This is a genomic window from Kosakonia cowanii JCM 10956 = DSM 18146 (assembly GCF_001975225.1).
GTDB classification, from domain to species: domain Bacteria; phylum Pseudomonadota; class Gammaproteobacteria; order Enterobacterales; family Enterobacteriaceae; genus Kosakonia; species Kosakonia cowanii.
Map to the genome: position 1 here is coordinate 3,014,520 of NZ_CP019445.1, position 21,296 is coordinate 3,035,815.

A 21,296-nucleotide genomic window follows, 5' to 3' on the forward strand; every position below is an offset into this window, starting at 1 on the left:
ACTGACGGGACGGCTTAATGGATCACGCAATATATACCGCGATGGGCGCAGCCAGCCAGACGCTGAATCAGCAGGCTGTCACCGCCAGCAACCTCGCGAATGCTTCCACACCGGGCTTTCGCGCCCAGCTGAACGCGCTGCGCGCGGTGCCGGTAGAAGGGCTTTCCCTGCCTACCCGCACGCTGGTGGTGGCCTCCACGCCTGGCGCCGATATGACGCCGGGTCAACTGGACTACACCTCACGCCCGCTTGACGTGGCGTTGCAGCAGGATGGTTGGCTGGCAGTGCAAACGGCGGACGGCTCGGAAGGTTACACCCGTAACGGCAATATCCAGGTGAGCCCGACCGGTCAGTTGACGATTCAGGGCCATCCAGTGATTGGCGAAGGCGGTCCGATCGCCGTACCGGAAGGGGCGCAGGTCACTATCGCCGCTGACGGTACGATTTCGGCGCTCAACCCTGGCGACGCGGCGAATACCATCGCGCCTGTCGGCAAGCTGAAGCTGGTAAAAGCAGAACCGCGCGAAATAGTGCGCGGTGATGACGGTCTTTTCCGTCTGAGCCAGAGCGCGCAGGCGACCCGTGGCGCAACGTTGCAGCCTGACCCCTCCATTCGCGTGCAGTCTGGCGTACTGGAAGGCAGTAACGTGAAACCGGTCGAGTCGATGACCGATATGATCGCCAGCGCGCGCCGTTTCGAAATGCAGATGAAGATCATCAGCAGCGTCGATGAAAACGAGCAGCGTGCTAACCAATTGCTGTCAATGAGCTAATAAACAGGACTACATATGATCAGTTCATTATGGATCGCAAAAACCGGCCTCGACGCCCAACAAACCAATATGGATGTCATCGCCAACAACCTGGCGAACGTCAGCACCAATGGTTTTAAGCGTCAGCGTGCGGTATTTGAAGATTTGATGTACCAGACGATCCGCCAGCCAGGCGCGCAATCATCTGAACAGACAACGCTGCCTTCCGGTCTGCAGATCGGTACCGGTGTGCGTCCGGTCGCTACCGAACGTCTGCACAGCCAGGGCAACCTGTCTCAGACCAACAACAGCAAAGATGTCGCCATTAAAGGTCAGGGCTTCTTCGAAGTTCTGCTGCCGGACGGCACCTCTGCGTACACCCGCGACGGCTCTTTCCAGGTGGATCAGAACGGCCAGCTGGTAACGGCGGGCGGTTTCCAGGTGCAACCGGCTATCACCATCCCGGCGAACAGCCTTGGCATCACCATCGGTCGCGATGGTGTGGTCAGCGTGACGCAGCAGGGTGCGGCAGCACCGGTGCAGGTTGGCCAGTTAAACCTCACCACCTTTATGAACGACACCGGGCTTGAGAGCATTGGTGAGAACCTCTACACCGAAACCCAGTCTTCCGGCGCGCCAAACGGCACCACGCCTGGCCTGAACGGTGCAGGTTTGCTCTACCAGGGATTTGTGGAAACTTCAAACGTAAACGTCGCGGAAGAGCTGGTGAACATGATCCAGGTTCAGCGCGCTTACGAAATTAACAGTAAAGCAGTATCGACCACCGATCAGATGCTGCAAAAACTGACGCAACTCTAAGGCGTTATCCGGTGCGGTAACCGCCGCACCGGAACCCTGATCTCGAAGATGAATGCAATGCAAAAATACGCCGTCCGCAGCTACCCGATAATGGCTTTAGTGGCATTAACCCTGACCGGGTGTGCCTGGGTCCCTTCTACACCACTGGTGCAGGGGGCAACGACAGCTCAACCGATGCCCGGTCCCATTCCGGTCGTCAATGGCTCGATTTATCAGACCGCGCAGCCGATTAACTACGGCTATCAGCCGCTGTTTGAAGATCGTCGTCCGCGCAACATTGGCGATACGCTGACTATCGTACTGCAGGAAAACGTGAGCGCCAGTAAGAGCTCGTCGGCCAACGCCAGTCGTGATGGCAAAGCCAGTTTTGGCGTAGACACCACACCGCGTTATCTCGAAGGTCTGTTTGGCAATGCTCGTGCCGATCTGGGTGCTTCGGGCAGCAACTCCTTCGGGGGCAAAGGCGGCGCCAACGCCAGTAACACCTTTAGCGGCACGTTGACCGTGACCGTCGATCAGGTGCTGATCAATGGCAATTTACATGTTGTGGGTGAAAAACAGATCGCCATCAACCAGGGCACTGAGTTCATCCGCTTCTCCGGTGTCGTGAACCCACGCACCATCAGCGGCAGCAACAGCGTTCCTTCCACCCAGGTGGCGGACGCGCGCATCGAGTACGTCGGCAACGGCTACATCAACGAAGCGCAGAATATGGGCTGGCTGCAGCGTTTCTTCCTTAACTTATCGCCGATGTAACCGGGGTGAACAATGTTTAAATATTTGACTGGTATGGTGTTAGTGCTGATGGCGACCTTCGCCCAGGCTGACCGTATCCGGGATCTCACCAGTGTACAGGGCGTACGTGAAAACTCCTTAATTGGCTACGGGCTGGTGGTTGGCCTGGATGGGACGGGCGACCAGACCACCCAGACGCCGTTTACTACCCAGACGCTGAACAACATGCTGTCGCAGATGGGTATTACCGTCCCGCAGGGCACCAACATGCAGCTGAAAAACGTGGCGGCAGTCATGGTCACGGCGCAGCTTCCGGCCTTTGGTCGCCAGGGGCAGACCATCGATGTGGTGGTCTCCTCAATGGGTAACGCCAAAAGCCTGCGCGGCGGTACGCTGCTGATGACCCCGCTGAAGGGCGTCGACAGCCAGGTCTATGCACTGGCGCAGGGCAACATCCTTGTTGGCGGCGCGGGTGCATCAGCCGGCGGCAGCAGCGTGCAGGTTAACCAGCTTAACGGCGGTCGCATTACCGGCGGCGCGGTAATTGAGCGTGAGTTGCCGAACCAGTTCGGTGCCACGAACAGCATCAACCTGCAGCTGAACCAGGAAGACTTCACCATGGCGCAGCAGATTGCTGACACCATCAACCGCGCACGCGGTTATGGCAGCGCCACCGCGCTGGATGGCCGTACCGTTCAGGTGCGCGTCTCCTCCGGCGGCAGCTCTCAGGTTCGTGCCCTGGCGGATATCCAGAATATGGAAGTCGGCACCACGCAGCAGGATGCGAAAGTGATTGTTAACTCGCGTACCGGCTCGGTGGTGATGAACCGCGAAGTGTCGCTGGATAGCTGTGCCATTGCGCAGGGTAACCTCTCGGTCACCGTCAACCAGCAGAACAACGTAAGCCAGCCGAATACGCCATTTGGCGGCGGCCAGACCGTGGTGACACCGCAAACGCAGATCGACCTGCGCCAGAGCGGCGGCTCGCTGCAGAGCGTACGCTCCAGCGCCAACCTCAACAGCGTCGTGCGTGCCCTTAACGCCCTGGGTGCCTCGCCAATGGAGCTGATGTCGATTCTGCAGGCAATGCAGAGCGCCGGTTGCCTGCGTGCGAAACTGGAGATCATCTAATGTTGACCGACAGCCGAATGTTGACCAGCGCGGCATGGGACGCGCAATCGCTGAATGAACTGAAGTCAAAAGCCGGACAGGATCCGGCTGCCAACCTGCGCCCGGTGGCGCGCCAGGTGGAGGGGATGTTCGTGCAGATGATGCTGAAAAGCATGCGCGAAGCGTTACCGAAAGATGGGATTTTCAGCAGTGATTCAACGCGGCTGTATACCAGCATGTATGACCAGCAGATCGCTCAGCAGATGACCGCCGGCAAAGGTCTCGGTCTCGCCGATATGATGGTGAAACAGATGACCGGCGATCAAGCGCCAGTCGATCCGGCTGACCAGATGCAGCAGGTGCCGATGAAGTTCCCGCTGGAGACCGTCAACACCTATCAAAACCAGGCGCTGACACAGCTGGTGCGCAAAGCGATACCCAAAGTGCCCGATGCATCTGAAGTGGCTGACGCGGGTAACGATCAGCCGCTCTCCGGCGACAGCAAAGACTTCCTCGCCCAGCTTTCGCTCCCGGCGCGGCTGGCGAGCCAGCAGAGCGGCGTGCCGCACCACCTGATCCTCGCGCAGGCTGCGCTGGAATCCGGCTGGGGCCAGCGGCAGATCCCGCGTGAGAACGGCGAGCCGAGCTACAACATCTTCGGCGTGAAAGCGACCTCAAGCTGGAAAGGGCCGACCACCGAAATCACCACCACCGAGTATGAAAACGGTGAGGCGGTGAAAGTGAAAGCCAAATTCCGTGTGTATAGCTCTTACCTTGAAGCGCTCTCCGACTATGTCGGCATGTTGACGCGCAACAAACGTTACGCGGCGGTAACCACCGCGGCAACGGCGGAGCAGGGCGCACAGGCGCTGCAGAGCGCTGGTTACGCAACCGATCCGCACTATGCCCGTAAGCTGACCTCAATGATCCAGCAGCTTAAATCGATGGGTGAGAAAGTGAGCAAGGCGTACAGCACAGATACACAAAATCTGTTCTAAAACGTCTCAAGTTTCACTCAGGGTTGCCGATAATCTTCAACAGGACTCATGTCTGAAAGTGTATAAGGAACCTCCATGTCCAGTTTGATTAACAGCGCAATGAGCGGGCTTAGCGCAGCCCAGGCCGCGCTCAATACCGCCAGTAATAACATTGCGAGTTATAACGTCGCGGGCTATACCCGTCAGACGACGGTGTTGACCAGTTCGAACAGCACGCTGACCGGTAGCGGCTACGTGGGCAATGGTGTCACCGTGACTGGCGTTCAGCGTGAGTATGACGCCTTTATTACCAACCAGCTGCGCGCGGCGCAAAACCAGAACAGCGGGTTGACCACACGTTACGAGCAGATGTCAAAAATTGACGATGTGCTGTCGGATACCACCAACTCCCTGTCGAGCAGCCTGCAGAGCTTCTTCTCCAGCATGCAGACGCTGGTGAGTAACGCCTCCGATCCGTCGTCGCGCCAGGCGCTGCTCGGCAAAGCCGACGGTCTGGTAAACCAGTTTAAAGTGGCCGATCAGTATCTGCGTGACCAGGATAAACAGGTCAACTTATCTATCGCCACCAGCGTTGATCAGATCAACAACTACTCGAAGCAGATCGCCAACCTCAACCAGCAGATCTCTAAACTGACTGCGGTAGGTGCAGGCTCATCGCCAAACGACCTGCTCGATCAGCGCGATCAACTGGTCAGCGAACTGAACAAAGTCGTGGGTGTGGAAGTCAGCACCCAGGATGGTAGCTATAACGTCAGCATGGGTAACGGCATTACTCTGGTGCAGGGTAAGGAAGCGCGTCAACTGGCGGCGGTGCCTTCCAGCGCCGATCCGGCACGTACCACGCTGGCGTATGTCGATAAGATTGCCGGCAATGTCGAGATCCCGGAAAAGCAGGTGACCACCGGTTCACTCGGCGGCCTGCTCTCATTCCGTACGCAGGATCTGGACCAGGCGCGCAATACGCTCGGCCAGCTGGCGCTCTCGTTCGCCGACTCCTTTAACCAGCAGCACGTTAAAGGCTTTGACGCAGACGGCGATGCGGGTGAGAAGTTCTTCAATATTGGCGGGCCTTCTGCCACGTCGAACAGCAAAAACAGCGGCGACGCTACGCTGACCGCGGCCGTAACCAACAGCTCTGCGGTACAGGCGACCGACTATAAAGTGGCTTTTGACGGCACGCAGTGGAACGTCACGCGTCTGTCCAATAACACCACCATCGCGGTAACGCCGGATACGACAGACGGCACGCTCAATTTTGATGGCCTGAAAGTCTCCATCAATAACGGCTCTACCGGCGCGAAAAAAGATGACAGCTTCACCATCCGTCCGGTGAGCAACGCGATTGTGAATATGAGCGTGGCGGTGACCGATGAGTCGAAAATCGCCATGGCGGGCGCGGCCGGTAACGGCGCGAGCGACAACCGCAACGGTCAGGATTTGTTAAAGCTGCAGAGCGCGAAAGTGGTCGGCGGGAACAAAACCTTTAACGATTCGTATGCCACGCTGGTGAGCGATGTCGGGAACAAAACCTCGACGCTGAAAACCAGCAGCGCGACACAGACTAACGTCGTGACCCAGTTGAGCAACCAGCAGCAATCTATCTCCGGGGTAAACCTCGATGAAGAGTACGGCAACCTGCAGCGTTTTCAGCAGTATTACCTGGCTAACGCCCAGGTGCTGCAGACCGCAAGCACGTTGTTTGATGCCCTGCTGGCCATTCGTTAAGTAAGAGGTGAGTCATGCGTATTAGCACGCAAATGATGTACGAACAAAATATGCGCGGCGTAACCAATGCTCAGGGCAAATGGTTAGGGTACGGCGAGCAGATGACAACCGGTCAGCGCGTTAACCGCCCGTCTGATGATCCGATCGCCGCCTCGCAGGCGGTGGTGATCTCCCAGGCGCAGGCGCAAAACACGCAATACGACACGGCGCGTACCTTCGCGAAGCAGAAAGTTTCCCTCGAAGAGAGCGTGTTGCAGCAGGTAACTACTGCCGTCACAGGCGCACAGAGCAGCATCGTGAAAGCGGGCAACGGCTCGCTGAGTGATGATGACCGCGCTTCAGTTGCCGCAGAGTTGCAGGGCTTTCGCGATCAGTTATTGAACCTCGCGAACAGCACCGACGGTAACGGCCGCTACATTTTTGGTGGCTACCGTACTGAAAACAAGCCGTACGATGCCACAGGCAACTACAGCGGCGGTACCGACGCCATTACCCAGCAGGTTGATGCGGCGCGTACGATGGTGATCGCCCATACCGGTGACCAGGTCTTCAACTCCGTTACCAGTAATGCGACCAAAGAGCCTGTCGATCCTGCTACAGGCGTTGCGCCTGCGCCGGAGACGGATCTGTTCAAAATGCTCGACACGGCAATTGCAGCACTGAAGACGCCGGTAGCGGGCGACGAAACGGCGAAAGCCGCGGCGCAGGCCGCGGTGGATAAAACCAGCCGTGGTCTGGGCAACTCCCTGAACAACGTGCTGAGCGTGCGCGCTGAACTCGGTACGCAGCTCAATGAACTGGATACCCTCGACGCGCTTGGCGACGATCGTGCGCTGTCGTTAAAGCAGCAGAAGAGCGATCTGATCGATGCTGACTGGAACTCGGTGATCTCCTCTTACACCATGCAGCAAGCGGCATTGCAGGCTTCTTATAAAGCCTTCACCGATATGCAGGGTATGTCGCTGTTCCAGATGAACCGTTAATAACCTTTTTACTTTGGGCATATCCTGAAACTGGAGTATGTCTGCTATGCCCGCTCTGTCTCTCCAGAGCGGGCCTTTTTTTATCTATGCGTTTTGCTTCGCCTGCTCAAGCTTACGGGCATCGAAGAGACGAATCAGCAGTGCGATAAGCCCCGCTACGCTCGCCAGTACCACCACGCCCTGCCATGAGGCGACAGCGTAAAGCTTGCTTCCCAGCGCGGAACCCAGCGCCATACCGATAAACACCCCCGTAAAGAGCAGCGCATTGAGTCGTCCCCGCGCCTGCGGCTCAAGGCTGTAAACCAGATTTTGATGCGCGACGAGGCTTGATTGCAGGCCAAGATCAAACCCGACCGCCGAGAGGGCAATCAGCGCCAGCTGGCCATGGGGCGGCAGGGCAGGCAGCAGGAACATCATGGCGAATGAGATCGTTACCAGCCCGGCACCGAGTTGGGTTACACGCTCTGCGCCCACCTTATCCGCAAGGCCTCCCGCCAACGGCGCGGCTAACGCCCCTGCGGCACCGGCAATACCGAATGTTCCGGCAACGGCGCTGCCCAGCTGATAGTGCTCAAGCAGCATCAGCGCCAGCGTCGACCAGAAGGCGCTAAAGGCTATGGACAAAAAGCCCTGCGCCAACGCCGCACGGCGCAGCGTCGGGTAGCGCTGCCAGAGATGCGCCATTGAGCGCATCAGTGCCGGATAGCTCAGCGTGGAGTGGGTAGCGAAGCGCGGCAATACTGACCACATTAAGACGCCAATTAGTGCAACGCTTACCGCCGCAAGCTGATACATCACACGCCAGCCAAACGCCGCGCCGACAAAGCCGCTGACCGTACGCGAGAGCAAAATACCGAGCAGCAGACCGGTCATTACCGTGCCGACCATTTTTCCCTGTTTCCCCGCCGGAGCGAGGATCGCCGCGGCCGGTACAATATCCTGCGCCATGGTCGCCGCCATGCCGATTAACAGGCTGACAATAAGCAGTGAGGGCAGGTGGCTGGTCAGGCTGCAGGCCAACAGTAAGACCGCCAGCGCTGCGCTTTTCGCCACAATTAAGCGACGGCGATCGTGACGGTCGCCCAGCGGCAGCAAAAAGAGAATGCCGAGCGCGTAACCGGCCTGGGTGAGCGTCGGTACCAGCCCCATGCCATTGATGGTCAGATGCAGATCGCTACCCATCAGCGGCAGCAGCGGCTGCGAGTAGTAGATGGCCGCGACGCTGAATCCTGCGCCAAGCGCCAGCGCAAAAAAGATGCCGTTTGCCATACGGGCAGAGAGCGATTGATGGTTCATATGGTGTCCCCGAAGAGATAAAGCTGTGAATGCGTAGTCAGGCTACGGTGTGAGCGCATTTTTACCCATGGCGCGGTAGCGCGGTAGCCAGCGCAGTGGTAAAACGGTTATACGTGAAACGTATAGGCATAAAGATTATGAGGCGACAAGAGCGTATAGACCGGGTGGACTTAATGCGGACCTTTATTCGCATTGTTGAAGCAGGCTCCCTGTCGGCAGCGGCCCGCCAGCTGGAGACAACGCAGGCAACCGTCAGCCGTCGTTTGCAATCGCTGGAGACATTGCTTGGCGTCAAACTGCTGCTGCGCACCACCCATGCCATGAAGCTCACCGATGACGGCGAGCGCTGCTATCAACATGCAAAACGGGTGGCGGATGCCTGGGTGGCGCTGGAGGACGATCTCAGCCAGTCCGACGACGAACCGGTCGGCATGCTGCGGGTGCGCGCCCCGCATGCTTTTGGTCAGCAGCAGCTGCTGGTGCCGCTAACACAATTTCTTGAGCGTCATCCGCAGCTGACGGTGGAGTGGATGCTGAATGATAAAACCGTCGACTTTCTTAGCGCCAATATCGATTGCGCCATCCGCGTCGGGGCAGAGGTCGATCCGGCTACCGTATCGGTGCTGCTGGCAGAAGTACCGCGCAGTCTGGTGGCGTCGCCCGCGTTGCTGGAACGCTTTCCGGCTATTGAGACGCCGCAGCAGCTGAGTAACTTACCGTGGGTGGCGCTGAGTACCTTCTATCAGCATCAAATCACGCTGTACGCGCAGGATGATGAGCAGGCGGTGCAGGTAGCCATCTCGCCACGCTTGTTTACCGACAGTCTTTACGCTGCGCGCAATACGGCACTTGCCGGGCTGGGGGTGACGTTAATCTCCAGTTGGGCGGTGGAAGAGGATATCCGCAGCGGCAGGCTGGTGACGCTGCTGCCGCAGTGGCAGGCGGCCCCATTACCGGTTCACCTTGTCTATCCGTGGGCGCGCTACTACCCCGCACGGCTGCGTAAATTCTTGCAGCTGATGCGGGAAGTGATGCCGGGGCTGAGCGGGATGCGCCAGCCGGAAATGCGGGCATAAAAAAAGCCGACCCGGAGGTCGGCTTGTTGCAGCGTTTTACTTACTCAACCGCTGGCGGTTTGGTCGCCGGCGCGGTGGCGGTATGCGTGGCGCTGTGACCGCCCGCAGAACCTTTACCGTCGAAGTTGAACGCCGGGCGAACCCAGTCGCTGTGGCGCGGTGCTTCCTGTACATACGCAGGGGCAGGCGCTTTAGTCATTGGCGCGGTTGCAACCACCGGCGCGTCGGCTTTCACCGGCGCAGCTGTTTCAGCTTTCACCGCTACAGGGGCTTCAACTTTCACCGGAGCAGGGGCTTCAGCTTGCACTGGCGCTTCAACTTTTGCCGGAGCAACGTCTTCAACAACCGGTGCAGGCGCAGCCTCTTCTTTCACTGGCTCGGCCTCTTCGGCAACCTGCTCTGCGACAGAACGATCTTCCTCAGCAATCAGCTGCGGCTGCTCGTCTACCGGGGCAGAGATCGCTTCCGGATGGGTCGTTTCAACCTCGACCGGAGCTGGCTCTGCAACCGCTGCCTGCGGTTCAACCACTTCTGGCTGCTCGCTGACAGGTGCGGCTTCAACCGGTGCCTGCGGCTCAACAACCTCAGCCGGCGCGGCGGTGACCAGCTGCGCTTCAGCTACGGCTGGGGCAACTTCATGCTCTGCTGCATGCTGCTGCTCGGTTTCCAGCGCGCTGTTGTGCTGGATCTCCTGCTGCTCGTCCTGCGCACGCGGCACCGGATAGCGAACCCACACTTTACCGGAAGCCATCTCCGGTGAGGCGCAGGCGATAGTCAGCGGCATGGCGGACTGTACCGGGTAGCGCTCGTCACGGTATCGACGGCGGCGTTGACCGCTGACACGCAGGTGACGCGGGGAGCGGCGTGAGCGGCGCGGCATGGTGTTTTCACGCGCTTCACCGTTCTCTTCCTGCTCCAGCACCGGGGCGTTTTCAACCACAGCCGGCAGATCGACTTTCGCGAGCTGAGTATGCTGCTCCTCTGGCGCGGTCTCTGCGACGGTTTCGTCGATAACGGTTTCAGCACGGTTATCATCGATGCGCACTTTCTGGCTCAGCTGGCGCTGTTTGCGGCGCGGCATCACCTGAACACGCTCTTCCTGCTCCGCTTCCTGAGCAGGCTGCTCTTCGCGGGTCAGCTCTTCACGGTTCAGTTCTTTAACTTCCTGCTGCGCCTGACGTTTATCATCACCACGGCGGCGGTTGCGTTCACGGCGTGACGGCTGCTGCTCGTCGCGGGTTTTCGCTTTATCCGACTCGTCAACGACGGTGTTCTGGCGCGGCTCGCGATTCTCCGCGTTCTGCTGCGGTTTTTCACGACGGTTGCGGCGGTTATCTTCGCGACCTTCACGGTTCTCACGACCTTCGCGGTTATCACGATTGTCGCGGTTGTCACGTCCTTCACGACCCTCGTTGCCTTCGCTACGGGAATCACGCGAATCGCGGCGATCGTTACGGTCGCGACGGTTGCTTTGACGCGGTTTACGACGCTCCTGCGAACGCTCAGGTTTCGCCTCTTTCTTCTCTTCCTTCACTTCAACCGGCGCAGGCGCTTCTTCGCCAGCAAACAGGTTTTTCAGGGCAGAGACGATGCGGCCAAACAGACCAGGTGCTGCGGTAGTGGTAGCGGCAGGCTGTGCCTGGGCTGTAGGCGCGGGCTCCTGGGCTTGCGGCGCAGGCGGCACGTCTGGCATCACAAAGGTGGCGAGGGCAGGCTGCTCAGGCAGTTTACGCTCGGCATACTCCTCTTCAGACGGCAGCGCCATCTCCTCTTCATGCAGCTTCGGCAGCAGGTAGCTGAGGGTTGGCGTCTCTTCACCTTTACGTACGCGCAGCACCGAGTAGTGCGGCGTTTCCATCTGATCGTTCGGCACGATGACGCAGCGTACGCCGCCCTGACGGGCTTCGATAGCGCTGACGGCGGCACGTTTTTCGTTCAGCAGGTAAGAGGCAACAGGAACCGGCACAATGGCGTGCACTTCCTGGGTGTTCTCTTTCAGCGCTTCTTCTTCAATCAGACGCAGAATAGAGAGCGACAGGGATTCGTTGTCACGGATGGTACCTGTACCGCTACAGCGCGGGCAGACGTGGTGGCTCGATTCACCCAGCGACGGGCTCAGACGCTGGCGGGACATCTCTAGCAGGCCGAAGCGGGAGATATGGCTGATCTGGATACGTGCACGATCCTGACGTACCGCTTCACGCAGACGGTTTTCAACCGCGCGCTGGTGGCGAACCGGGGTCATGTCGATAAAGTCGATAACGATCAGGCCGCCGAGGTCGCGCAGACGCAGCTGACGGGCGATCTCATCTGCCGCTTCGAGGTTGGTGTTGAACGCCGTCTCTTCAATGTCGCCACCGCGGGTTGCGCGAGCGGAGTTGATGTCGATGGCGGTCAGCGCTTCGGTGCTGTCGATAACAATCGAGCCGCCGGACGGCAGACGCACTTCACGCTGGAAGGCGGATTCGATTTGCGACTCAATCTGATAGTGGCTGAACAGCGGGATTTCACCGGTGTAGAGCTTAATTTTGCTGCTGAAATCCGGACGACCCAGCGCGGCGATATGCTGGCGAGCCAGCTCCAGCACTTTCGGGTTATCAATCAGGATTTCGCCAATGTCCTGGCGCAGATAGTCACGGAAAGCGCGAACGATAACGTTGCTCTCCTGGTGAATCAGGAACGGAGCCGGGCGGCTCTCTGCGGCTTTCTGAATCGCTTCCCAGTGTTTCAGGCGGAAGCTGAGATCCCACTGCAGCGCTTCGGCAGATTTGCCAACGCCTGCGGTACGCACGATAAGACCCATGCCGTCCGGCAGTTCGAGGCTAGACAGCGCCTCTTTTAGCTCGGTACGGTCATCGCCTTCGATACGGCGAGAGATGCCGCCCGCGCGCGGGTTGTTCGGCATCAGAACGAGGTAGCTACCGGCGAGGCTGATAAAGGTGGTCAGCGCCGCGCCTTTGTTGCCGCGCTCTTCTTTGTCGATCTGGACGATAACTTCCTGGCCTTCACGCAGCACATCTTTGATGTTCGGACGGCCATGCGCGTTGTAGTTGGCGGGGAAGTATTCGCGAGCGATCTCTTTGAGGGGGAGGAAACCGTGACGTTCAGCGCCGTAGTCAACGAAGGCAGCTTCAAGGCTCGGTTCAATGCGGGTGATTTTACCTTTGTAGATATTGGCTTTTTTCTGTTCATGCCCGGGGCTTTCGATATCCAGGTCGTACAGACGTTGCCCATCAACAAGTGCGACACGCAACTCTTCTTGCTGAGTTGCGTTGATTAACATTCTTTTCATCGTAACTTACTCATTATTCTTACATTGACGACTAAGCTGCGGGCAAGATTTTGCCTTTCCGGGGAGAACCGATGGCCTCGAGTCTATTACGCGTCGCCAACCTCACGGTTATCGCTCGCTTAAGAGGCGCAGTGTGTCGGTTGCCTGCATTTCCTGTGGAAAATACAGCGCAATTATCAGGGGAACAGCCTGGGAAAAACTCTCCAGAGAAGATTCCATCTACCGGTAAGGACTGCAACCCGCAGCCCGCTAACTGCCTGAAAGATCAATACGTCTTACGCCATTGCTGCGTGTATGATCGGACAGGCAAAACTGGTCATTCCGCTCATTTACTTGTTTTAGCAAAATTCAACACGGAAAACGGCAACATTATTCCCTGCGAACCCTGTTATAGCAAGCTGACTTTTACCATTTATCACCCGGTTACTCACAGTTTCTTCACCTTTGCCCGGAGATTGGTTTAATAACCACCGAATCAACTGTATGAAACGCTGTTTACCGAATGTAATAGTCAATATAAGCATATAAAAATGAGTGGCGCTATTCAGCGTGGCTATTTAGAATCGCCTCCCATGAAAACTGAGACATTAGCCGTAAAATTTGTTGCTATCACCGCAGACGAAGCGGGGCAACGCATTGATAACTTTTTGCGTACGCAGTTGAAGGGCGTACCGAAGAGCATGATCTACCGTATTTTGCGTAAAGGCGAAGTACGTGTGAACAAAAAGCGCGTAAAACCAGAATATAAACTGGAAGATGGCGATGAAATTCGCATCCCGCCGGTACGCGTGGCCGAAAAAGAAGAAGAGGCAGTTTCGCCGCACCTGCAAAAGGTCGCCCAGCTTAACGACGTGATCCTCTACGAAGATGATCATATTCTGGTGTTGAATAAACCCTCCGGTACCGCGGTACACGGCGGCAGCGGTCTTAGCTTTGGCGTGATCGAGGGGCTGCGTGCGTTGCGCCCGGAAGCGCGCTTCCTCGAACTGGTTCATCGCCTCGATCGCGACACCTCCGGCGTGCTGCTGGTGGCGAAAAAGCGTTCGGCGCTGCGTTCGCTCCATGAGCAGTTGCGCGGTAAAGAGATGCAGAAAGATTACCTGGCGCTGGTGCGCGGGCAGTGGCAATCCCACGTGAAAACCGTGCAGGCACCGCTGCTGAAAAATATTTTGCAGAGCGGTGAGCGCATCGTACGGGTTAACAGCGAAGGCAAACCGTCGGAAACGCGCTTCAAAGTGGAAGAGCGTTACGCGTTCGCCACGCTGGTACGCTGCAGCCCAGTGACGGGGCGTACGCACCAGATCCGCGTCCATACCCAGCATGCTGGTCATCCTATTGCTTTTGACGATCGCTACGGCGACCGCGAGTTTGATAAGCAGCTTGCCTCAACCGGCTTATCACGCCTCTTTCTGCATGCGGCGGCGTTGAAGTTCACCCACCCGGCAACCGGCGAGACGCTGCGCATCGAAGCGCCCCTCGACAATGCCCTTAAGCACTGCCTGACGACGCTGCGTAACGCAAAATAACGTCTCTCCCCTCCGTTGCGGAGGGGATCGCTTACGGCTTCAGCCACTTGTCCAGCCACGGAAAGACCTCATCCTGCTGCTGCTGATAAAAGACATGGCCCAGCTCGGGCCAACTTTTGGTCACCAGTTTCTCATCGGCATGCTGCGACGCCCAGACGCGGTGCACTTTCTCAAAGGCCTCTGCGACCGCTTGCGGCGGGAAAAGCTTATCTTTGCTGCCGCTGAAGATCAGCATTGGCTTTGGTGCCGCGAGGCTGGCAATATCGGGAATATCCATCAGCGCTGGCATACCGGGGTGCAGCATATAGAAGGCTGACTGCCCGCGAAGCACATTATTTCCGGGCTGCATCAGGCCATTGTAAGTGCCGAACCACGAAATCACCGCCGTCGCGGCCACCTTGTCACTCAGCGCAGCCAGTTGCCAGGCGCGGAACCCGCCCATTGAGAAGCCCAGTACGCCGACGCGTTTGCTGTCGATACCTGCATGTGCGGCGATAAAATCGACGGTGCGCATATCTTCATATGCTACTTCGCCCGCAAGAGATCGGCCCAGATTGAAGTAGTTGCTGGCCAGCGCCTGCTGCTGGTCATAGACCATCGGCCCGCGATCGCCCCAGCCGGGGCTGTCGATAGCGATAACCGCGTAACCGCGCTGCGCCAGCTCATCGCCAATAAATTTTCCGCTGAAGAACTTATCCGCCCATGCCTGCGCGCTGGCGAGTTTTTTAGCGTCATTCCACGGTCTGATGAGCTTCTCTTTGCCGATATCAAATTTCGAACCGTGATCGTGCAGAAGCACCACCGCCGGATGCGGGCCGGGCGTTTTTGGCATCAGCAGCAGGGCCGAAATGCGGTTGTCGTCGGTAATATTCAGCGCCAGTTTTTCAGCGGTGTAGCTGCCGCGATCCTCTTTGCTTATTGTTTCGGGCGCGAAGATTTTTGTGGCATCGGGGGTGAGGAGGGCGGCACGAAAGCGTTGGCGGCTCTCTGTTTGCCATTGATTAAAATCGGTGTAGTGGCCGGAGAGCCAGGAGTCAGGGTAGAGCATTTGCGCTTTCAGCGCGGGCCAGCTTGCCGGGAGAGTGCCTTCGACGACGCCCTCGGTTTGCCACGTCTCTTGTGCGCTGGCCGCAGCGGAAATCAATAACGCAGCGGCCAGCGCCATTTTGCACGACATCTTCATCAGTACCCCTCAAATTAAAACGGCGTTTTAATATTGAGAGAGACTCTACAGGTCGTTTACTAAACAATCTGTGATCGCTTAAGCATTAGCTTAACAACGGGTTGCGCTCCTCACGGCGCAGCATCTGGCATAGCGCAATCAGTGGCAGCCCAACCAGCGTATTTGGATCGCGCCCTTCAAGCCTATCGAACAGCGCGATGCCCAGTCCTTCGCTTTTAAAGCTACCGGCACAATTAAGCGGACGCTCTTTGCGGACGTAGTCGTCAATCTCCTGCTCATTTAAATGGCGGAAATGGACGTCGAAGGGTTCGCACTCCGTTTGCAGATGCCCGGTTGCCGAATTATAGAGCGCCAGTCCCGTATAGAAGGTGACGATATTTCCGCTCGCTTTCAGCAATTGCTGGCGGGCATTCTCTTCCGTATGCGGTTTGCCGTTAATTTCGCCATTCAATACGCACACCTGGTCGGAACCGATTATCAGATGGTGCGGATATTTATCCGCCAGCGATTGCGCTTTTTCCTGAGCAAGGCGCAGCACGAGGTGGCGGGGCGTTTCACCGGGGTGCGGTGTTTCGTCGGTTTGTGGCGCCGCACACTCAAAGGGGAGGCCGAGTTTATCCAGCAGCGCGCGACGATAGGGTGAAGTTGAAGCAAGAATAAGAGGAGACATATTTTTTCCACCAAATATGGCTTAACGATGAGAGGCAAATTAAACTGTAGGCCGCAATGTGTGCGAATAATTGGCAAAAGGCAACCGCAGGCTGCCTTTTTCTTTGACTCTATGACGTTACAAAGTTAATATGCGCGCCCTATGCAAAAGGTAAAATTACCCCTGACTCTTGATCCGGTTCGTACCGCTCAAAAACGCCTTGATTATGAGGGTGTCTACACTCTCGATCAGGTCGAGCGCGTCGCCGATTCTGTTGTCAGCGTAGAAACTGATGTGGAGTGCTCCATGTCGTTTGCTATCGATAATCAGCGTCTGGCGGTGTTAACCGGCGATGCGAAGGTTACGGTAGCTCTCGAGTGCCAGCGCTGCGGGAAACCGTTCACCCATCACGTCTACACAACGTATTGTTTTAGTCCTGTGCGTTCAGACGAACAGGCTGAAGCACTGCCGGAAGCGTATGAGCCGATTGAGGTTAACGAATTCGGTGAAATCGATCTGCGAGCGTTGGTTGAGGATGAAATCATTCTCGCCTTGCCTGTAGTTCCGGTGCATGATTCTGAACACTGTGAAGTGTCCGAGGCGGACATGGTCTTTGGGGAATTGCCTGATGAAGCGCAAAAACCCAATCCATTTGCCGTATTAGCCAGCTTAAAGCGTAAGTAATTGAGGAGTAAGGTCCATGGCCGTACAACAGAATAAACCAACCCGTTCCAAACGTGGCATGCGTCGTTCCCATGACGCGCTGACCGCAGTCACCAGTCTGTCTGTAGACAAAACTTCTGGTGAAACCCACCTGCGTCACCACATGACCGCTGACGGTTTCTACCGCGGTCGCAAGGTTATCACTAAGTAATCACGCGCAAGCGTGATGAAGCTTAGTGAGGCTTTCCCCGCTCAGGCGGGGATAAACCGAACCAGGCTCTGACGATACCTTGACACGTCTAACCCTGGCGTTAGATGTCATGGGGGGCGATTTTGGCCCCTCCGTGACAGTGCCTGCAGCTTTGCAGGCACTGAATTCTAATTCGCAACTCACTCTCCTGTTAGTCGGCGATCCCGACACAATCACGCCATTACTTGCCAAAGCTGATTTCGAGCAGCGCTCTCGCCTGCTTGTTGTTCCTGCACAGTCAGTTATTGCCAGTGATGCGCGCGCGGCGCAGGCGATCCGTAATAGTCGCGGTACGTCAATGCGTATTGCGCTGGAGCTGGTGAAAGAGGGGCGCGCCCAGGCCTGCGTCAGCGCAGGCAATACCGGGGCGCTGATGGGGCTGGCGAAGCTGCTGCTCAAACCCCTAGATGGCATTGAACGCCCGGCGCTGGTGACGGTATTACCGCATCAGCAAAAGGGCAGAACGGTGGTGCTCGATCTGGGTGCGAATGTCGATTGCGATAGTACGATGCTGGCGCAATTCGCCGTTATGGGTGCCGTCATGGCGGAGGAGATCCTTGAGATCGCCAACCCGCGGGTCGCTCTGCTCAATATTGGTGAAGAGGAGAGCAAAGGCCATGACAATATCCGCGAAGCTGCCGCGTTATTACGCGAAGCGCCATCCATCAACTACATTGGTTACCTGGAAGCGAACGAATTATTAACCGGCAAGACGGATGTGCTGGTGTGTGACGGTTTCACCGGAAACGTCACGCTAAAAACCATGGAAGGGGTTGTCAGAATGTTTCTTTCGCTGCTGAAATCGCAGGGCGAAGGGAAAAAAAAGGGCGTGGTGGCTCATCTTACTCAAACGTTGGTTACAAAAAAGTCTGATAAGTCGATTCAGCCACCTCAACCCCGACCAGTATAATGGTGCCTGTCTGTTAGGATTGCGCGGCACAGTGATTAAAAGTCACGGCGCAGCCAATCAGCGCGCGTTTTGCGTCGCGATTGAGCAGGCAGTGCAGGCGGTGCAGCGGCAAGTCCCACAACGGATTGCCGCTCGCCTGGAATCTGTGTACATCGCGTCGGCTTCGTCTGCACTGGGCGACTAAAGCAAGAACGTATGTATATTATCCAAGAGTGACTGAGCGCACATGTATACAAAGATTATTGGTACCGGCAGCTATCTGCCAGAACAGGTTCGAACAAACGCCGATTTAGAAAAAATGGTCGATACCTCCGACGAGTGGATTGTCACGCGTACGGGTATTCGTGAGCGTCGTATTGCTGCGGCAAACGAGACTGTATCGACTATGGGCTTTGAGGCCGCTAAACGCGCGCTCGAAATGGCCGGCATCGATAACGATCAGATTGGCTTAATCATTGTCGCAACCACTTCAGCGACCCACGCTTTCCCAAGCGCTGCCTGCCAGATCCAGAATATGCTGGGGATTAAAGGCTGCCCGGCGTTTGACGTTGCCGCCGCCTGCGCAGGCTTTACCTATGCCCTGAGCATTGCCGATCAATACATCAAATCCGGTGCGGTAAAAAATGCGCTGGTAATCGGCTCCGATGCGCTGGCGCGTACGCTCGATCCGGAAGATCGCGGTACGATTATCCTCTTTGGTGACGCTGCGGGCGCTGCCGTACTGGGCGCTTCAGAAGAGCCGGGGATTATCTCCACGCATATGCACGCTGACGGAAGCTATGGCGAACTGCTGACGCTGCCGAATCTCGATCGCGTAAACCCGGAAAATCCGACCTATTTAACGATGGCGGGTAACGAAGTCTTTAAAGTTGCCGTCACCGAACTGGCGCATATTGTTGACGAAACGTTGGCTGCCAATAACCTCGAGCGCAGCGAGCTGGACTGGCTGGTACCACACCAGGCGAACCTGCGCATTATCAGCGCAACGGCGAAAAAACTCGGCATGTCGATGGACAATGTAGTGGTAACACTCGATCGTCATGGCAATACGTCTGCCGCTTCCGTGCCTTGCGCACTGGATGAAGCGGTGCGCGACGGGCGCATCAAAGCTGGTCAGCTGATCCTGCTTGAAGCCTTTGGCGGCGGGTTCACCTGGGGCTCTGCGCTGGTACGTTTCTGAGTATAGGGATAAAAAAATGACGCAATTCGCATTTGTGTTTCCGGGACAGGGTTCCCAGACTGTCGGCATGCTGGCCGACATGGCTGCAACCTGGCCGGTTATCGAAGAGACTTTCCAGGAAGCTTCAGCGGTGCTGGGCTACGATCTCTGGGCGCTGGTGCAGCAAGGCCCGGCGGAAGAGCTGAACAAAACCTGGCAGACTCAGCCGGCGCTGTTGACGGCTTCTGTCGCGCTGTGGCGCGTATGGCAGCAGCAGGGCGGTAAAACGCCTGCGCTGATGGCAGGTCATAGCCTTGGCGAATACTCTGCGCTGGTTTGCGCAGGCGTGATCGCCTTTGCTGATGCGGTTCGCCTGGTTGAACTGCGCGGTAAGTTTATGCAGGATGCCGTTCCGGCAGGTACCGGTGCGATGTCCGCGATTATCGGTCTTGATGACGCCGCAATTGCACAGGCGTGTGAAGCCGCTGCCGAAGGGCAAGTCGTCTCGCCGGTAAACTATAACTCACCGGGTCAGGTTGTCATTGCGGGTCATAAAGAAGCCGTTGAGCGTGCAGGGGCTGCCTGTAAAGCCGCTGGTGCAAAACGTGCGCTGCCGCTGCCGGTAAGCGTTCCTTCCCACTGCGCGTTGATGAAACCTGCGGCGGAGAAGCTGGCTGCGGAGCTCAGCAATATTACGTTTAATGCGCCGCAGATCCCGGTCGTGAATAACGTCGATGTGGCGTGTGAAACTACCCCGGAAGCGATTCGCGATGCGCTGGTGCGCCAGCTCTACAGCCCGGTTCAGTGGACCAAAAGCGTTGAGTTTATGGCGTCACAGGGCATTGAGCACCTGTATGAAGTGGGTCCGGGTAAAGTCCTCACCGGCCTGACTAAACGTATTGTTGACACCCTGACAGCCTCGGCGTTGAACGAGCCGGCGGCGATGTCAGAGGCACTTGCGCAATAAAAGAGGAAGACCATGAGTTTTGAAGGAAAAATCGCGCTGGTTACCGGTGCAAGCCGCGGTATTGGCCGCGCAATCGCCGAAACCCTCGTAGCCCGTGGCGCGAAGGTGATTGGTACTGCGACCAGCGAAAGTGGCGCGCAGGCAATCAGCGATTATCTGGGTGCGAACGGTAAAGGTCTGCAGTTAAATGTGACCGACCCTGCATCTATCGAATATGTGCTGGAAAACATTCGCGCTGAGTTTGGCGAGGTCGATATTCTGGTGAACAACGCCGGTATCACCCGTGACAATCTGCTGATGCGCATGAAAGATGATGAGTGGAACGATATTATCGAGACCAATCTTTCATCTGTTTTCCGTCTGTCAAAAGCGGTAATGCGAGCTATGATGAAAAAGCGTCATGGGCGTATTATCACTATCGGTTCTGTGGTTGGTACCATGGGAAATGCCGGTCAGGCCAACTACGCTGCGGCGAAAGCGGGTCTTATCGGTTTTAGTAAATCGCTGGCGCGTGAAATTGCGTCCCGCGGTATTACGGTAAACGTTGTTGCTCCGGGTTTTATTGAAACGGACATGACGCGTGCGCTATCTGACGATCAGCGTGCGGGTATTCTGGCGCAAGTGCCTGCAGGCCGTCTCGGCGGTGCGCAGGAAATCGCCAGCGCGGTTGCATTTTTAGCCTCTGACGAGGCGGGTTACATCACTGGTGAGACCCTGCACGTCAACGGCGGAATGTATATGGTTTAACCACGATGAAATTTATTTGCGTTATTGGGGTGAAAAGCCTCAAAATAGCGTAAAATCGTGGTACGAACTGCCGGGATTTAGTTGCAAATTTTTCAACATTTTATACACTACGAAAACCATCGCGAAAGCGAGTTTTGATAGGAAATTTAAGAGTATGAGCACTATCGAAGAACGCGTTAAGAAAATTATCGGCGAGCAGCTGGGCGTTAAGCAGGAAGAAGTTACCAACAATGCTTCCTTCGTTGAGGACCTGGGCGCTGATTCTCTTGACACCGTTGAGCTGGTAATGGCTCTGGAAGAAGAGTTTGATACTGAGATTCCGGACGAAGAAGCTGAGAAGATCACTACCGTTCAGGCTGCCATTGATTACATCAACGGCCACCAGGCGTAAGTGAACATCTCCAGGCGGTCATTCGACCGCCTGAGTTTTATCTAAGCAATCCCACGAATCTCTTT

The 21,296-nt window shown here is 56.8% G+C and carries 20 protein-coding genes and 1 pseudogene; 17 read left to right on the forward strand and 4 right to left on the reverse strand.

What is annotated here, in order from left to right; translation table 11 throughout:
• Positions 1–17 precede the first annotated feature (17 nt).
• The 7 genes from BWI95_RS14170 to flgL all read left to right on the forward strand — a co-directional run bounded on the left by BWI95_RS14170 (position 18) and on the right by flgL (position 7,122).
• Positions 18–773, forward strand: coding sequence for a flagellar basal body rod protein FlgF (locus tag BWI95_RS14170; RefSeq protein ID WP_054803924.1), 756 nt, complete (start codon positions 18–20; stop codon positions 771–773).
• Positions 774–788: 15 nt separating this feature from the next.
• The gene (flgG, locus tag BWI95_RS14175; RefSeq protein ID WP_023481502.1) at positions 789–1,571 is read left to right on the forward strand and encodes a flagellar basal-body rod protein FlgG; all 783 of its coding nucleotides are present in this window, start codon (positions 789–791) and stop codon (positions 1,569–1,571) included.
• Positions 1,572–1,628: 57 nt separating this feature from the next.
• Positions 1,629–2,327 (forward strand): flagellar basal body L-ring protein FlgH, encoded by a 699-nt coding sequence (locus BWI95_RS14180; protein WP_023481882.1) that lies wholly within the window; start codon positions 1,629–1,631, stop codon positions 2,325–2,327.
• 12 nt (positions 2,328–2,339) lie between these two features.
• A complete protein-coding gene (locus BWI95_RS14185) occupies positions 2,340–3,437 on the forward strand; it encodes a flagellar basal body P-ring protein FlgI (RefSeq protein WP_023481768.1) in 1,098 nt (365 codons plus the stop codon).
• Positions 3,437–4,414 carry a flagellar assembly peptidoglycan hydrolase FlgJ gene (flgJ, locus tag BWI95_RS14190; protein WP_023481489.1) on the forward strand — a complete coding sequence of 326 codons (978 nt, stop codon included), beginning with the start codon at positions 3,437–3,439 and terminating at the stop codon, positions 4,412–4,414. The genes BWI95_RS14185 and flgJ overlap by 1 nt, the downstream gene beginning before the upstream one ends.
• Before the next feature lie 75 nt (positions 4,415–4,489).
• Positions 4,490–6,139, forward strand: a complete 1,650-nt coding sequence (flgK, locus tag BWI95_RS14195; protein ID WP_076769683.1) for a flagellar hook-associated protein FlgK — start codon at positions 4,490–4,492, stop codon at positions 6,137–6,139.
• 14 nt (positions 6,140–6,153) lie between these two features.
• Complete coding sequence (flgL, locus tag BWI95_RS14200; protein ID WP_054803923.1) at positions 6,154–7,122, forward strand: flagellar hook-associated protein FlgL; 969 nt, start codon at positions 6,154–6,156, stop codon at positions 7,120–7,122.
• Positions 7,123–7,206: 84 nt separating this feature from the next.
• Here the strand turns inward: flgL and BWI95_RS14205 are convergent, their stop codons facing one another.
• Positions 7,207–8,418 carry an MFS transporter gene (locus tag BWI95_RS14205; RefSeq protein ID WP_076769684.1) on the reverse strand — a complete coding sequence of 404 codons (1,212 nt, stop codon included), beginning with the start codon at positions 8,416–8,418 and terminating at the stop codon, positions 7,207–7,209.
• Between the two features lie 137 nt (positions 8,419–8,555).
• On the opposite strand from BWI95_RS14205, the gene BWI95_RS14210 reads away from it, so the two are divergent.
• A complete protein-coding gene (locus BWI95_RS14210; protein WP_054803921.1) occupies positions 8,556–9,494 on the forward strand; it encodes a LysR family transcriptional regulator in 939 nt (312 codons plus the stop codon).
• Positions 9,495–9,534: 40 nt separating this feature from the next.
• Here BWI95_RS14210 and rne read toward each other — a convergent pair whose 3' ends face one another.
• Positions 9,535–12,786 (reverse strand): ribonuclease E, encoded by a 3,252-nt coding sequence (rne, locus tag BWI95_RS14215; protein WP_054803920.1) that lies wholly within the window; start codon positions 12,784–12,786, stop codon positions 9,535–9,537.
• 71 nt (positions 12,787–12,857) lie between these two features.
• Between rne and BWI95_RS14220 the strand changes: the two genes are divergently transcribed.
• On the forward strand, positions 12,858–13,250 hold the full coding sequence (locus BWI95_RS14220) for a hypothetical protein (RefSeq protein WP_139567097.1): 393 nt from the start codon (positions 12,858–12,860) through the stop codon (positions 13,248–13,250).
• Between the two features lie 108 nt (positions 13,251–13,358).
• Positions 13,359–14,312: a 23S rRNA pseudouridine(955/2504/2580) synthase RluC gene (rluC, locus tag BWI95_RS14225; protein WP_023481636.1), complete on the forward strand. Its 954-nt coding sequence runs from the start codon at positions 13,359–13,361 to the stop codon at positions 14,310–14,312.
• A 31-nt stretch (positions 14,313–14,343) separates the two neighbouring features.
• Here rluC and BWI95_RS14230 read toward each other — a convergent pair whose 3' ends face one another.
• Together BWI95_RS14230 and BWI95_RS14235 are read right to left on the reverse strand one after the other, a co-directional pair.
• Positions 14,344–15,477, reverse strand: coding sequence for a dienelactone hydrolase family protein (locus BWI95_RS14230; RefSeq protein ID WP_232374455.1), 1,134 nt, complete (start codon positions 15,475–15,477; stop codon positions 14,344–14,346).
• A gap of 103 nt (positions 15,478–15,580) precedes the next feature.
• On the reverse strand, positions 15,581–16,165 hold the full coding sequence (locus BWI95_RS14235; RefSeq protein WP_054803919.1) for a Maf family protein: 585 nt from the start codon (positions 16,163–16,165) through the stop codon (positions 15,581–15,583).
• Positions 16,166–16,306: 141 nt separating this feature from the next.
• On the opposite strand from BWI95_RS14235, the gene yceD reads away from it, so the two are divergent.
• The 7 genes and pseudogenes from yceD to acpP all read left to right on the forward strand — a co-directional run bounded on the left by yceD (position 16,307) and on the right by acpP (position 21,231).
• Positions 16,307–16,828: a 23S rRNA accumulation protein YceD gene (gene yceD, locus BWI95_RS14240; protein ID WP_023481686.1), complete on the forward strand. Its 522-nt coding sequence runs from the start codon at positions 16,307–16,309 to the stop codon at positions 16,826–16,828.
• 16 nt (positions 16,829–16,844) lie between these two features.
• On the forward strand, positions 16,845–17,018 hold the full coding sequence (gene rpmF, locus BWI95_RS14245; RefSeq protein WP_006819481.1) for a 50S ribosomal protein L32: 174 nt from the start codon (positions 16,845–16,847) through the stop codon (positions 17,016–17,018).
• 79 nt (positions 17,019–17,097) lie between these two features.
• Positions 17,098–18,151: pseudogene (gene plsX, locus BWI95_RS14250) on the forward strand (phosphate acyltransferase PlsX).
• Between the two features lie 42 nt (positions 18,152–18,193).
• On the forward strand, positions 18,194–19,147 hold the full coding sequence (locus BWI95_RS14255) for a beta-ketoacyl-ACP synthase III (RefSeq protein ID WP_076769686.1): 954 nt from the start codon (positions 18,194–18,196) through the stop codon (positions 19,145–19,147).
• A gap of 16 nt (positions 19,148–19,163) precedes the next feature.
• Entirely contained in the window at positions 19,164–20,093 is a 930-nt protein-coding gene (gene fabD / locus BWI95_RS14260) for an ACP S-malonyltransferase (protein WP_054803918.1), read from the forward strand.
• A 12-nt stretch (positions 20,094–20,105) separates the two neighbouring features.
• A complete protein-coding gene (fabG, locus tag BWI95_RS14265) occupies positions 20,106–20,840 on the forward strand; it encodes a 3-oxoacyl-ACP reductase FabG (RefSeq protein WP_054803917.1) in 735 nt (244 codons plus the stop codon).
• A 154-nt stretch (positions 20,841–20,994) separates the two neighbouring features.
• Positions 20,995–21,231 (forward strand): acyl carrier protein, encoded by a 237-nt coding sequence (gene acpP / locus BWI95_RS14270; protein ID WP_000103754.1) that lies wholly within the window; start codon positions 20,995–20,997, stop codon positions 21,229–21,231.
• Positions 21,232–21,296: the final 65 nt, after the last annotated feature.

Excerpts from the sequence above, each read along its gene's own strand:
- BWI95_RS14180 (WP_023481882.1), top strand. The coding sequence starts at position 1,629 with ATGCAAAAATACGCCGTCCGCAGCTACCCGATAATGGCTTTAGTGGCA.
- fabG (WP_054803917.1), top strand. The coding sequence starts at position 20,106 with ATGAGTTTTGAAGGAAAAATCGCGCTGGTTACCGGTGCAAGCCGCGGT.
- flgL (WP_054803923.1), top strand. The coding sequence starts at position 6,154 with ATGCGTATTAGCACGCAAATGATGTACGAACAAAATATGCGCGGCGTA.
- rluC (WP_023481636.1), top strand. The coding sequence starts at position 13,359 with ATGAAAACTGAGACATTAGCCGTAAAATTTGTTGCTATCACCGCAGAC.
- BWI95_RS14230 (WP_232374455.1), bottom strand. The coding sequence starts at position 15,477 with ATGGCGCTGGCCGCTGCGTTATTGATTTCCGCTGCGGCCAGCGCACAA.
- rpmF (WP_006819481.1), top strand. The coding sequence starts at position 16,845 with ATGGCCGTACAACAGAATAAACCAACCCGTTCCAAACGTGGCATGCGT.
- acpP (WP_000103754.1), top strand. The coding sequence starts at position 20,995 with ATGAGCACTATCGAAGAACGCGTTAAGAAAATTATCGGCGAGCAGCTG.
- rne (WP_054803920.1), bottom strand. The coding sequence starts at position 12,786 with ATGAAAAGAATGTTAATCAACGCAACTCAGCAAGAAGAGTTGCGTGTC.
- yceD (WP_023481686.1), top strand. The coding sequence starts at position 16,307 with ATGCAAAAGGTAAAATTACCCCTGACTCTTGATCCGGTTCGTACCGCT.
- fabD (WP_054803918.1), top strand. The coding sequence starts at position 19,164 with ATGACGCAATTCGCATTTGTGTTTCCGGGACAGGGTTCCCAGACTGTC.
- flgK (WP_076769683.1), top strand. The coding sequence starts at position 4,490 with ATGTCCAGTTTGATTAACAGCGCAATGAGCGGGCTTAGCGCAGCCCAG.
- flgG (WP_023481502.1), top strand. The coding sequence starts at position 789 with ATGATCAGTTCATTATGGATCGCAAAAACCGGCCTCGACGCCCAACAA.
- BWI95_RS14170 (WP_054803924.1), top strand. The coding sequence starts at position 18 with ATGGATCACGCAATATATACCGCGATGGGCGCAGCCAGCCAGACGCTG.
- BWI95_RS14205 (WP_076769684.1), bottom strand. The coding sequence starts at position 8,418 with ATGAACCATCAATCGCTCTCTGCCCGTATGGCAAACGGCATCTTTTTT.
- BWI95_RS14220 (WP_139567097.1), top strand. The coding sequence starts at position 12,858 with ATGGCCTCGAGTCTATTACGCGTCGCCAACCTCACGGTTATCGCTCGC.
- BWI95_RS14210 (WP_054803921.1), top strand. The coding sequence starts at position 8,556 with ATGAGGCGACAAGAGCGTATAGACCGGGTGGACTTAATGCGGACCTTT.
- BWI95_RS14235 (WP_054803919.1), bottom strand. The coding sequence starts at position 16,165 with ATGTCTCCTCTTATTCTTGCTTCAACTTCACCCTATCGTCGCGCGCTG.
- BWI95_RS14185 (WP_023481768.1), top strand. The coding sequence starts at position 2,340 with ATGTTTAAATATTTGACTGGTATGGTGTTAGTGCTGATGGCGACCTTC.
- flgJ (WP_023481489.1), top strand. The coding sequence starts at position 3,437 with ATGTTGACCGACAGCCGAATGTTGACCAGCGCGGCATGGGACGCGCAA.
- BWI95_RS14255 (WP_076769686.1), top strand. The coding sequence starts at position 18,194 with ATGTATACAAAGATTATTGGTACCGGCAGCTATCTGCCAGAACAGGTT.